This is a genomic window from Bacillus sp. OV166, assembly GCF_900177675.1.
Lineage (GTDB): Bacteria > Bacillota > Bacilli > Bacillales > Cytobacillaceae > Neobacillus.
Genome location: NZ_FXWM01000001.1, coordinates 5,311,267 through 5,324,004, shown reverse-complemented (window position 1 = coordinate 5,324,004; position 12,738 = coordinate 5,311,267). Strand labels below are relative to the sequence as shown.

At 39.1% G+C, this 12,738-nt stretch carries 13 protein-coding genes; 11 read left to right on the top strand and 2 right to left on the bottom strand.

Going from position 1 to position 12,738, the window contains the following annotated elements; genetic code table 11:
• Window position 1 precedes the first annotated feature (1 nt).
• On the top strand, window positions 2-844 hold the full coding sequence (locus CCK98_RS26205) for an MBL fold metallo-hydrolase (RefSeq protein WP_088089288.1): 843 nt from the start codon (window positions 2-4) through the stop codon (window positions 842-844).
• A 41-nt stretch (window positions 845-885) separates the two neighbouring features.
• On the opposite strand, the gene CCK98_RS26200 is transcribed toward CCK98_RS26205, so the two are convergent.
• A complete protein-coding gene (locus CCK98_RS26200; protein ID WP_088089287.1) occupies window positions 886-1,209 on the bottom strand; it encodes a PepSY domain-containing protein in 324 nt (107 codons plus the stop codon).
• A gap of 192 nt (window positions 1,210-1,401) precedes the next feature.
• Between CCK98_RS26200 and CCK98_RS26195 the strand changes: the two genes are divergently transcribed.
• From CCK98_RS26195 to murC, 6 genes are all read left to right on the top strand, one after another.
• Entirely contained in the window at window positions 1,402-2,475 is a 1,074-nt protein-coding gene (locus CCK98_RS26195) for a M42 family metallopeptidase (protein WP_088089286.1), read from the top strand.
• A 60-nt stretch (window positions 2,476-2,535) separates the two neighbouring features.
• Window positions 2,536-3,039 carry a DUF84 family protein gene (locus CCK98_RS26190; protein WP_088089285.1) on the top strand — a complete coding sequence of 168 codons (504 nt, stop codon included), beginning with the start codon at window positions 2,536-2,538 and terminating at the stop codon, window positions 3,037-3,039.
• A gap of 81 nt (window positions 3,040-3,120) precedes the next feature.
• On the top strand, window positions 3,121-3,435 hold the full coding sequence (locus CCK98_RS26185; protein ID WP_088089284.1) for a thioredoxin family protein: 315 nt from the start codon (window positions 3,121-3,123) through the stop codon (window positions 3,433-3,435).
• 95 nt (window positions 3,436-3,530) lie between these two features.
• The gene (locus tag CCK98_RS26180; protein WP_088090547.1) at window positions 3,531-4,319 is read left to right on the top strand and encodes a DUF1444 domain-containing protein; all 789 of its coding nucleotides are present in this window, start codon (window positions 3,531-3,533) and stop codon (window positions 4,317-4,319) included.
• A gap of 163 nt (window positions 4,320-4,482) precedes the next feature.
• Window positions 4,483-6,957: a DNA translocase FtsK gene (locus CCK98_RS26175; protein WP_088089283.1), complete on the top strand. Its 2,475-nt coding sequence runs from the start codon at window positions 4,483-4,485 to the stop codon at window positions 6,955-6,957.
• A 234-nt stretch (window positions 6,958-7,191) separates the two neighbouring features.
• Entirely contained in the window at window positions 7,192-8,493 is a 1,302-nt protein-coding gene (gene murC, locus CCK98_RS26170; protein WP_088089282.1) for a UDP-N-acetylmuramate--L-alanine ligase, read from the top strand.
• A gap of 199 nt (window positions 8,494-8,692) precedes the next feature.
• Here murC and CCK98_RS26165 read toward each other — a convergent pair whose 3' ends face one another.
• Window positions 8,693-9,808 (bottom strand): aminopeptidase, encoded by a 1,116-nt coding sequence (locus tag CCK98_RS26165; RefSeq protein WP_088089281.1) that lies wholly within the window; start codon window positions 9,806-9,808, stop codon window positions 8,693-8,695.
• A 223-nt stretch (window positions 9,809-10,031) separates the two neighbouring features.
• Between CCK98_RS26165 and CCK98_RS26160 the strand changes: the two genes are divergently transcribed.
• The 4 genes from CCK98_RS26160 (at window position 10,032) to CCK98_RS26145 (ending at window position 12,737) form a co-directional block, all read left to right on the top strand.
• Entirely contained in the window at window positions 10,032-10,493 is a 462-nt protein-coding gene (locus CCK98_RS26160; RefSeq protein ID WP_088089280.1) for a DUF948 domain-containing protein, read from the top strand.
• Window positions 10,494-10,513: 20 nt separating this feature from the next.
• Window positions 10,514-11,008 carry a YtxH domain-containing protein gene (locus CCK98_RS26155; protein WP_088089279.1) on the top strand — a complete coding sequence of 165 codons (495 nt, stop codon included), beginning with the start codon at window positions 10,514-10,516 and terminating at the stop codon, window positions 11,006-11,008.
• A 95-nt stretch (window positions 11,009-11,103) separates the two neighbouring features.
• Window positions 11,104-11,439 (top strand): bacillithiol system redox-active protein YtxJ, encoded by a 336-nt coding sequence (gene ytxJ, locus CCK98_RS26150; protein WP_088089278.1) that lies wholly within the window; start codon window positions 11,104-11,106, stop codon window positions 11,437-11,439.
• Between the two features lie 218 nt (window positions 11,440-11,657).
• Window positions 11,658-12,737 (top strand): bifunctional 3-deoxy-7-phosphoheptulonate synthase/chorismate mutase, encoded by a 1,080-nt coding sequence (locus tag CCK98_RS26145; protein ID WP_088089277.1) that lies wholly within the window; start codon window positions 11,658-11,660, stop codon window positions 12,735-12,737.
• Window position 12,738 lies beyond the last annotated feature (1 nt).

Here is a 12,738-nt window from a genome sequence, read left to right as displayed (position 1 = left end):
GTTGGAAACATTAAAAATAGGCGGCGTAACATTAACTTGGTTATCTGGAGGGGTAACCAATTTAGATGGTGGTGCCATGTTTGGGGTTGTTCCAAAAGGGTTATGGTCCAAGAAATATCCACCCAATGAGAAAAATCAAATTGAATTGCCAACAGATCCCATGTTACTTCAAATGGATGGAAAGAATTTCTTAGTAGAAACCGGTATCGGAAAAGGAAAGTTAACGGAAAAGCAATTAAGAAATTTTGGAGTCACCAAGGAATCGGAGCTTGATGAATCATTAATAAAATTAGGGTTAAAAGCAGAGGAGATCGATTACATCCTGATGACCCATATGCACTTTGACCATGCAGGCGGCCTAACCAAGTTTGAAAATGAACAATATGTTTCTGCATTTCCCAATGCACAAATTATTACCTCACAAGTAGAATGGGACGAAATGCGTAACCCCAACATTCGTTCGAAAAATACATACTGGACAGAAAACTGGGAAGCCATTGAATCACAGGTGGTTCCTTTCAAGGAAAACTGGAATTTAGGGGCGATTACAATGGTCCATACGGGCGGGCATAGTGATGGACATTCCATCCTTATCGTAGAGGACGAGGGAGAAATGTTAATTCATATGGCAGATCTGATGGCAACACATGCCCACCAACCAGTATTATGGGTAATGGCCTATGATGATTACCCTATGACCTCAATAACGGCAAAGGAAAAATGGTTGCCATACGGCTTTAAAAAAAATGCATGGTACAGCTTTTATCATGATGCCTATTACCGGGCAGTGAAATGGGACGCTGAAGGAACGCAAATAGTGGAGAGCTTAAAAAGGGAAAGATAAAGAAAAATAGCCGTATCCCTTTTAAGGAACGGCTATTTTGACTAAGAAACACTAGATAAATTACGCACGTCTAAAAGTGTTCCTGTTTGGGCATCAGCAATGAATTCAAATTGTTCGTTTGTGCCATTGTTGTTTTTAGAAATACCACCTTTGTAAACACGATAATTGATTTGCTGCTTTTCATACGGCTCTGCTTCCATATGTATCCATGACCCGCTAATCGGCCCATTCTGATTAAATTGTTTTTTGACTTGTTCTAATACTTTTTCAGGTGAAACATTGGTCTTACAGTTAATCATTTCTTTAGCAGCAAATCCACCGATAATACCAACTGCTGCACCGAGGAAAAACGACTTCCAATTCATAACAGGACCTCCAAAAAAATAAATTTGGAAAAGATTACTATCAAGAATTCTCTTCTTTAGTATATCGTATTTGCCATGTGGAACATAATATGACAAATATTAAATTCAATTGTTGGAAAGAGAAATCGAAGTTCTGTAATATAAAAATATCTACATAAACTACCAAAGAAATCCAAAGGAGCCTCAAAAAAAATGAATGAACAAACCTTAAAGCTTTTTCAAACGTTAACAGAGCTTCCAGGTGCCTCTGGAAATGAACACTTAGTAAGAAAATTCATGAGAGAACAACTGTCACAATACTCAGATGAAATTGTTCAAGACAATCTTGGCAGCATCTTTGGTGTGAAAAGAGGTACGGAGACTGGTCCAACCGTAATGGTAGCCGGTCATATGGATGAAGTGGGCTTCATGGTGACTGCAATAACGGATAATGGAATGCTTCGTTTTCAGCCGCTTGGCGGATGGTGGAGTCAGGTTATTCTTGCCCAGCGGGTTCAAGTAATGACAAATAATGGTCCTGTGATTGGTGTCGTTGGTTCCATTCCACCACATCTATTAGACGATGCAAGACGCAACAAACCAATGGAAATTAAAAACATGCTGATTGATATCGGCGCAGATGACCGTGAAGATGCAAAACGAATTGGGATTAAGCCAGGTCAGGCGATTTTGCCTATTTGTCCATTTACTCCAATGGCTAATCCGAAAAAAATATTAGCTAAAGCATGGGATAATCGCTACGGCTGTGGTTTAGCGATTGAATTGCTTCAAGAACTTAAAGATGAAACCTTGCCAAATACTCTCTATTCAGGTGCAACGGTGCAAGAAGAAGTAGGCTTACGTGGTGCCCAAACTGCCGCCAATATGATTAAACCTGACCTCTTTTTTGCACTGGATGCAAGTCCTGCCAACGATATGACAGGAGATAAACAAGAGTTTGGCCAATTAGGCAAAGGGGCCTTGCTCCGGATCCTTGACCGGTCAATGGTTACTCATCGCGGGATGAGAGAGTTTGTACTAGATACAGCGGAAACACATAATATCCGTTACCAATATTTTGTTTCACAGGGTGGAACAGATGCAGGTCGTGTCCATCAATCGAATGAGGGCGTTCCAAGTGCTGTCGTTGGTATTTGTTCTCGGTATATTCATACGCATGCCTCCATTGTTCATGTTGATGATTATGCAGCGGCTAAAGAGTTAATTGTTAAACTAGTCAAGGCTTGTGACCAAACAACGGTCGATTCCATTAAAGCCAACAGCTAATTTTAATGGGGGGCATTTTACATTATGCCTCCTTTTACTATGTCTAAAGGAGTTACTATAATGAAAATTATCATTGGATCAAAGAACCCTGCTAAAATTACTGCAGTAAAAAACTGCTTTTCTCATGAAGATGAGTTTGTTTCCTTAGATATCCCATCGGGTGTCAGCGAGCAGCCTTTTTCCGACGAAGAAACGATAAGAGGAGCCATTAATCGAGCAGCAACTGCCTTAAAGCAGGGAAATGGAGATATTGGGATTGGACTTGAGGGAGGCGTCCAGGAAACGAGTTACGGTTTGCTTATTTGTAACTGGGGGGCTCTTGTATCAATTGGGAGGGAGCCGATTATTGCAGGTGGAGCAAGACTCCCTCTGCCTGAAGAAATAGCCATTCGATTAAGGGCAGGTGAAGAACTCGGACCGGTTATGGAAGATTATGCGAAAAAGGAAAATGTAAGGAAACAAGAAGGAGCAGTCGGGATTTTTACAAATGGAATGGTGAATCGTTCTGAAATGTTTACTCATGTTATGAACCTTTTAGTGGGACAATATCAAAGGAGCAAATAATTGGACTGAAATGCAGCAGGGCTGATATGATTTGTGAAGATGTTAGGAAAAAGGTCATATATTCAAATGGAGGCGTTGAATTTGAAGAATTTAGAATCAGTAGAGCAATTTGAACAGCTGCGCGATCATGGGAAAACGATCTTCATGTTTTCTGCAGGCTGGTGCCCCGATTGTCGCGTGATCGAGCCGGTTCTACCAGAAGTAGAATCCAAATTTAATGAGTATACATTCGTTCATGTAGACCGTGATCAGTTTATTGAAATATGTCAGCAATTAGACGTCTTTGGGATCCCGAGCTTTATTGCCTTTGAAAATGGGAAAGAGCTGGGTCGATTCGTAAGTAAGGACCGAAAAACGCAAGAAGAAATTGAAGGTTTTATTTCGGGTTTGAAATAAAAAAGTCCGAAACCCTCCATCACCTTTTGAGATGGAGGGTTTTTATTGTAAAATAAGCAGTGTAGCTCCTAAAATGGAGGGATTAAAAGGTGAAAATGGATAGCAGAAAAATGAAAAGTGAATTAGAACAGCGCTTGGCAAGAAAAAATCGTTTAATAACTTATGACCGTGAGAAAGACCAACTTCGATTTGAAAGTAAAGAGACCGGTAAAGGTATAACAGTAGCATTACCTGGGATTATTGCCAAATGGCATAGTGAAAAGGAAAAAGCCATTGATGAAGTCGTTTATTATATCGAAGAAGGCCTCCGTGCCATGGAAGACGACATTCAATTAACCAATCATGAGAAAAAAATCTTTCCCGTTATCCGCTCCACTTCTTTCCCATCAGAAGCAGAAGAGGGTGTGCCATTCTTAATTGACGACCACACAGCGGAAACAAAAATTTATTATGCGTATGATCAAGGCAGTACGTATCGGCTAATTGACTCACGTATCATGGCTAAAGAGGGCTGGAAAGCTAAAAGGATTAAGGAAATTGCCTTATTTAATGTAAGATCCCTGTCGACTCCTTTAAAAGAAGACCAAGTGGCTGGCAATAGTTTTTACTTCCTCAATACCAATGATGGATACGATGCAAGCAGGATCTTAAATAAGGGATTCATAAATGAAATGGAGAAGCAATTTACTGGTACGATGGTACTTGCTGTTCCACATCAGGATGTATTAATTATCGCTGATATTCGTAATGACAGAGGCTATGATGTGCTAGCGCAAATGGCAATGAGCTTTTTCGCAAACGGTCATGTACCAATCACTGCCCTTTCATTTTTATATGAAAATGGTGAATTAGAACCTATTTTTATTTTAGGGAAAAATAAATAATCAAAATAGAAAAAGGATCACATCAAGAAAGGTGATCTTTTTTCATTGCACGATATTTAGTCTGCATGTATTTTGACTCATTTCAAAGAATTATGTCGAAAAAATATGAAAAACTGATAAAATAGAGTGATAGTGAAAGTTGAAAGTAGAAAGAGTGATAGTTTTGAGCTGGTTCCAAAACTTTTTTCAAAGATTAAAAAAAGAGGAAGATGATGAAGAATTTGACAGTTACATTTTACATAAACATGAAGGTCCGCCGTTACTAAACAAATATGAAAATCTAAAGGATTTGGATACAAAAATATCCTATCAATACCCAAAGGGAAGCAATCGTTCTTCTTATACACCCATTCCTAAGAAAACTCAGAAAGTGAAGGAAGAAACATTGCGTCAAAAACGAACAGAGCGGCTTCCGGAAAAAGTCAAAATGACGGAAAAGTCTGTGGTTCAAACAGTCAAAAAGGAAGTCCCTAAAAGCAAACAAGAGCCGCTGCCTAAAAAGAAGGGTCCCTTCCAACCAACAGAAATTCCTTCGCCTGTTTTTGGATTTAATCAGCGGCCTAAGAATACGGATATCATAGTCGAGCATGAATTAAGCCATTTCTTAAACGATGTTGTTGAAAATCGGTTTGATAGTTTAGTTGTTTCAAAAGAAACGATGACCGAAACGGAGAAAACTGTACCATTTGTTAACGATGAGGAACAGCTAGAGGTGGAAACAACTTGGTTAGAAATTAATCAAGAAGAACAAGTGGGCCTTATCGAAGAAAAGCCATCATCTGAACTGCTGGAACACACGATCGAAGAGATTGTTCCAATTCCAATGCCAGAAATTCAGATAGAATTGGTTGAAGTTGAAGAGGAAGTAACACAAGAAGAAGAAGCGACAGAGGAAGTAACACAGGAAGTAACACAGGAAGAAGATTCAATAGAGGAAGTAAAAGATTTAATTGCAGTTTCAACAGAATCCATCGAGGAAGCGGAAGTAGTTGAGGCTTTACCTGAACCGCCCGCACCGAAGCGATCTAATTTGCCATTTAATGTGATGATGTTAAAACAAGATAAACAGAAATGGGAAGAGCGAAAACGAAAAAGAGCGCTCGAACAGCCGTCTGAGGTCCCAACTGAGAATAAGCAGGCAGAGAAGGTTAGTCAAGTAATTGACCTGTTCCCAATCAAGGAAAAAGAGAGTCTGCCACCTACCGATGATGACTATTATGCATTCCCAACAGATAGTTTACTAAACCCTCCTGTTACTGTGGTGAATGATACCAAATGGTTACTAGAGCAAGAGGAGATTTTAAACGAAACCTTACAAAACTTTAATGTAGGTGCAAGTGTTGTTAATGTGACACAAGGTCCTTCCGTCACCCGCTTTGAGGTCCAACCAGAGCCAGGTGTGAAAGTAAATAAAATAACTAACTTAAGTGATGATATCAAGTTAAGTCTTGCCGCAAGAGATATTCGGATTGAAGCTCCTATTCCCGGAAAACATACCATTGGGATCGAAGTTCCAAACCAAAAGTCGCGACCTGTATTCATTAACGAAATTATTCAAAGCAGCATCTTTAAAGAATCTACGTCACCATTAACAGCGGTACTTGGCCTTGATATTGCCGGAAAACCGATTGTAACTGACTTAAAGAAGATGCCCCACGGCTTGATTGCAGGAGCGACCGGGTCAGGAAAGAGCGTTTGTATTAACACGATTTTAGTTAGCTTGCTATTTAAGGCTAGCCCAGAAGATTTAAAGCTATTGCTGATTGATCCAAAAATGGTGGAACTTGCTCCATACAACCGTATTCCACATCTTGTTAGTCCAGTTATAACGGATGTAAAGGCGGCAACAGCTGCATTAAAATGGGCTGTAGAGGAAATGGAAAGACGTTACGAATTATTCGCCCATACTGGCGTTCGTGACATTAACCGCTTTAATGAATTGGCTATAAAACATAAACAGTATTCAGATAAACTTCCATTCATTGTTATTGTCATTGATGAGTTAGCCGATTTAATGATGATGTCCCCAGCAGATGTGGAAGAAGCAATTTGCAGGATTGCTCAAAAGGCTAGAGCCTGTGGTATTCATCTCATCGTGGCAACACAAAGACCTTCGGTGGATGTGATAACTGGATTAATTAAAGCTAATATTCCGACACGAGTCGCCTTCTCCGTTTCTTCTCAGGTCGACTCGCGGACGATTATAGATATTAGCGGTGCAGAAAAGTTGCTAGGACGCGGCGATATGTTATTTTTAGAAAACGGCTCCTCTAAACCCGTTCGTCTTCAAGGAACGTTTGTATCGGATGAAGAGATTGATCTAGTGGTGGGTCATGTGAGGGAGCAGCGGGAGCCAGAGTACTTGTTCGAGCAAGAAGAACTATTAAAAAAAGCACAAGTAACCGAAAATGAAGATGAACTTTTTTATGAAGCCTGCGAATTTATTATTGACCAAGGCGGTGCTTCCACTTCAAGCCTGCAAAGGCGGTTTAAAATAGGATACAACCGAGCGGCAAGGTTAATGGATATGCTTGAGACCCATGGGTATATTACCAGCGCAAATGGAAGCAAGGCACGTGAAGTTTTAATTACCTTAGCCGATTTAGAGTCAATCCAAGATGCTAGTGCAAATAATTAATCTATAGTATTCTTTAATGACAGGAACAAATAATATATAGTGGACTGACTAGTGCGGCCGTAAAGATTTTAGATCCGCAAATAGTTTTTCAGGATGAATAATGTTATAATTATTAAATATGTTTTTACAAGTAAATGTTTTTTTAGGGTGCAATCGCACTCAGTTTTTCTTATTAGCAAATACAGACAGATGTCATATACTGTTATACAGATAGACGTTGTTGGAGGTTCTTCTATGACTATTTACCATTTTGTAGGTATAAAGGGGTCTGGAATGAGTGCACTCGCACAAGTTCTACATGATATGAAATTTAAAGTGCAAGGCTCCGATGTCGAAAAGCGCTTTTTTACACAACTGGCCCTTGAACAATCAGGGATAACGATCCTTCCCTTTCAAAAGGAGAATATCAAGCCAGGAATGACGATTATTGCAGGAAATGCTTTTCCAGATACCCATGAGGAAATTAAAGAGGCCATGAAGCTAGGTCTCCCTATTGTGCGATACCATCGGTTTTTGGGCGACTTTATGCAGAACTTTACTAGTGTTGCGGTCACCGGTGCGCACGGTAAGACGTCTACAACAGGTTTACTCGCCCATGTGATTGAAGGGGCTAAACCTACCTCGTTTTTAATTGGTGACGGAACAGGTAAAGGTAAAGAGGGCTCGGAATACTTTGTATTTGAAGCCTGTGAATACAGAAGGCACTTCTTGTCTTATTTTCCTGACTATGCGATTATGACAAATATCGATTTTGATCATCCCGATTACTTTGCGAATATTGATGATGTCTTTTCGGCATTTCAAGAGATGGCTATTCAGGTGAAAAAAGGAATCTTCGCTTATGGCGATGATGAACAGCTTCAAAAAATCCAAGCAAAGGTCCCTGTCTTGTTTTATGGTTTTGGCGAGGAGAATGACTATCAAGCCAAAAATATTGTGAAAACAACTAGTGGAACGAGCTTTGATGTATTTATTCGCAATACATTCTATGATACATTTTCCATCCCAACCTTTGGTGATCATAGTGTGTTAAACGCACTTGCCGTTATTGGATTGTGCCATTATGAAGAAACAAATGTAGAGATAGTCAAGGACCAATTAACTACCTTCCAAGGTGTAAAAAGAAGATTTTCCGAAAAAAGAATTGGGACACAGATTTTAATTGATGATTACGCCCATCACCCAACTGAAATTAAAGCAACTATCGATGCAGCTAAGCAAAAATATCCGGATCGGAAAATTGTGGCGGTCTTCCAGCCACATACTTTTTCACGCACTCAAGCGTTCTTAGAAGACTTTGCGAAAAGTTTACGTGAAGCGGACAAAGCCTATTTGTGTGAGATCTTCGGCTCTGCTCGTGAAAATCATGGGAAACTATCAATAAAGGATCTCCAGGACCGAATTGAAGGTTCTGAAATAATTACCGAAGAAAATACATCCGTACTAAATGAATACGAAAACAGCGTAATTATTTTCATGGGCGCTGGAGACATTCAAAAATTCCAAGAATCATACGAAAAACAACGTATAAAATAATGCTGTGATAAAGGTTATTTTTGATTTTATAGCCAAGTTGATTGGAGCGGAAGGCGCGAAGACTCCTGCGGGAGGACGGGGCCGAGGAGGCTCCCCGGACCGCCCGCGAACCGCACGCGCCTGGAGCGGAAATCAACAGCCAAGTTTAAAAAAGCCTAAATAAAAAGAAGGATGCCAGCGATTGTTGGCATCCTTCCTTTTATTTAAGGTTTTCAGGATTTAACACTTCTAATTCAGGAATAACGAACAGACCATCTTTGCGGATTAATACCTCATCAAAATACATCTCCCCACCGCCATACTCAGGACGTTGGATATTAACCATATCCCAGTGGATATTTGAATGGTTTCCATTAAAGGCATCATCATAGCATTGTCCAGGAGTAAAATGAAAGCTGCCAGCAATCTTTTCATCAAACAAGATATCTTGCATTGGATTGAGGATAAAAGGATTTACCCCAATAGCAAATTCCCCAATATAGCGGGCCCCTTCATCCGTATCAAAAATTTTATTGATCCGGCTAGAATCGTTAGACTCAGCTTCTACAATTTTCCCATCTTTAAAAGTCAGCTTCACATTTTCAAATGTAAAACCTTGATACGGAGATGGAGTGTTATAAGTGATAACCCCATTAACGGAGTCCTTAACAGGCGCAGTATAAACTTCACCATCAGGAATGTTTAACCGTCCTGCACATTTAATGGCTGGAATATCCTTAATGGAAAAGCTTAGATCCGTTCCTGGACCAGTAATTCGTACTTTGTCAGTACGATCCATAAGCTCTTTAAGACTATCCATTGCTTTATCCATTTTTCCATAATCAAGGTTACAAACATCAAAGTAAAAGTTTTCAAATGCTTCCGTACTCATCTTTGCTAATTGGGCCATGGACGAAGTTGGATATCTTAGAACAACCCATTTTGTCTTAGGAACACGGATGTCACGATGGACCTTTTTACCAATGGTATTTCCATGGACTTTCATTTTATCATCAGGAACATCTGATTGTTCACTGATGTTATCACCCGAACGAAGACCTATGTATGCATCCATTTTGCTCATCACATTTGCTTCAAATTCTGCCATCATGTTAAATTGCTCTTCCTGGGCACCTAATAAAAGAGAGCGATCCACTTGATGGTCCTTTAAGAGCACAAAAGGGTATCCCCCTGCTAGATAGGCTTCCTTCACGAGGGCAGTCACAAGTTCACGCTGAAGTCCAAAGTTTTCAATTAAAACTTTTTCTCCCTTTTGAAGCTGTACCGAGTAATTAATTAGATTTTTTGCCAGTTTCTCAATACGTGGATCTTTCATATTTTTACGCCTCCAACAGAATTAAGTAAGTACACACATATTGTAACCGAATAAAGGCGGAAAGTTGAAAAATAAAATTCTACTCCCAATCCGAGATGAAATTTTTATTAGAAGCGGCAGGAAATGAAGACAATTATATGGAAGTAGTATAAGATAATTAGCGAGGTTTATATCTATACTTGATGGGTAATACATATTGATAGGATTAAGGCGGAGGTGCACGATGCAAATTATTTTATACTTAAGCGTAGCCTTGATAGCGATTGCGTTTTTTGTACTTGTCATATTTTTATCGACAACACTTAAATCATTTCAGGTTACACTTACAAACGTTTCGAAGACATTATCTGGATTAGAAAAACAATTGGAGGGTGTTACAGCAGAAACCACGATTCTTTTACAAAAAACAAACGCTCTAGCTGACGATATTAAGCAGAAATCCGATAGTTTAAATAGTGTGGTTGGAGCCGTAAAAGACGTAGGTACAACCGTCACTAAATTCAATGGGACTTTACAAAACATTACTCAATCTGTAGATAAACAAGTAGAGGAAAGTAAAGAAAAAGTCTCGCAAATTGTTCAATGGAGTCATATCATTCTTGAATTAAAGGATAAGTGGCAAGCTAGGAAGCAACAAAAAAACAGGGTAAGCTTAGACGAGGGCAAGAAGGTTAGATCCCATTAGAATATAGAGGAGGAAATTAAATGCCTAATAAAGAATATGATTCAAGGGATACGAATCAAACTCGGATTGAGGAGTCTTCCAATAGCTTTTTGCTGGGAGCAATTATCGGAGGAGTGGTTGGTGCAGCTGCGGCACTGCTTTTGGCTCCCAAGTCCGGAAAAGATCTCCGCAATAAGTTTAATAACCAAGCTGGAACGATCCTCGATAAAACAGCTGCCATGCGTGAAAATGTAATGACAAAAAGCAATGAATTAGCGTCCAAAGGATCCAGCCTTTCCCAAGGAATTGTCCTACAATCCCAAGAACTATTGAACAAGGTAAAAGGAAAAATAACGAACCAAGACGAGTTGAAAGAAGAAGGAGAATTAAACTATATTCCTCTTCAAACTTCAAAAGAAAAGATAGAATCGAAGAGGTCAATCGAAATTGGACCCCTTGATAGCTCAGAAATAAGAAAAAAGCTGGAAGAAGCCGAAAAGGCCTTTGATGAGGAAGAAAATAAGGTTAAACTATAAAAATTAGTCGCAAGCTAAATCTGTTTATTTGTTATAAAAACGGTGGAGTGATAAAATTACTTCACCGTTTATTTATTTTCTGGAGGTATGTACCCATGTTAGAGAAAATTGATTCAATTGAACAATTTGATGAAGTATTAAAAAAGGAGAGTACGTTTTTTCTCTTAAAGCATAGCCTAACGTGTCCGATTAGCCATGCTGCATATAAGGAATATGAAAAATTTGCAAATGAAAATCAAGCTGTACCCACTTATTTCTTAGCTGTTCAGGATTCTCGTCCGTTGTCCAATGAAGTAGCAGAAAAATTTCAAATCAAACATGAATCGCCACAAACCATCTTGTTTTCAAACGGAGAGCCTTTATGGAATACTTCACACTGGAAAATAACAAGTCGTTCTTTGACAGGTGCTTTTGGTGAAAATCAAGCATAATATATCACAAACGCTTTAGTGCTTAAAAGCGTTTAATCATTAAAGAAAAAACAAGTGACAAACAAATATTTATCCGCTATAATAAGTCCTAATTATTAAATTGTTATAATATTTAAATTCTTAAACTTGAACCGATATTATAATGACAGATGAAAAAAAGGCATTCAGAGCTTTATTTTATAGAGTTCTGATTAGCAAAGGAAGGACGGGGACGAAGGATGGGCAAAAAAATTGAATTAGAACAATTGAGGTCGCGTGTCGATGAACTAAACTTAGAATTGTTGAGGTTAATTAATGAAAGAGCACAGCTCGTTCAGGATATAGGGCGGGTTAAAGAAAACCAAGGGGTATACCGTTACGATCCAGTCCGTGAAAGAAAAATGCTTGATATTATCAAAGAGCATAATGATGGGCCTTTTGAAGATTCGACCATTGATCATATTTTTAAAGAGATTTTTAAAGCTGGTCTTGACCTGCAACAGGATGACCATAGTAAAGCCTTACTTGTCTCAAGAAAAAAGCAGCCTGAAGACACGATTGTTACCTTAAAGGGTGAAAATATTGGCGATGGCAAACCACACTTCGTTTTTGGTCCATGTGCAGTCGAGTCATATGAGCAAGTGGCAACTGTAGCAAAAGCAATGAAAGAAAAAGGATTAAACCTATTACGTGGCGGAGCTTACAAACCTAGAACATCTCCTTACGATTTCCAAGGGCTAGGTGTTGAGGGATTAAAAATCTTGAAACGTGTTGCAACGGAATTTGATATGGCTGTTATTAGTGAAATTGTTAACCCTGCTGATCTTGAAATGGCTTGTGACTATATCGATGTCATTCAAATTGGGGCACGCAATATGCAGAACTTTGAACTGTTAAAAGCAGCAGGTTCCGTCAAAAAACCAGTTCTGTTAAAAAGAGGGATTGCGGCTACAATCGAAGAATTTATCAATGCTGCCGAGTACATTATGGCACAAGGGAATGGGCAAATCATCCTTTGTGAGCGTGGCATAAGGACTTACGAACGTGCTACAAGAAACACTCTAGATATTTCAGCAGTACCTATTTTAAAGCAAGAAACACATTTACCTGTATTAGTTGATGTAACGCATTCTACAGGTAGAAGAGATTTACTATTGCCATGTGCTAAGGCTGCGATTGCAATTGGTGCAGATGGTGTAATGGCTGAGGTTCATCCAGATCCAGCAGTGGCACTTTCGGATCAAAAGCAGCAAATGGATCTTAATCAATTTGATAAATTCTTCAATGAACTGCTTGCATCCAATTATGTTCGACTCTAAT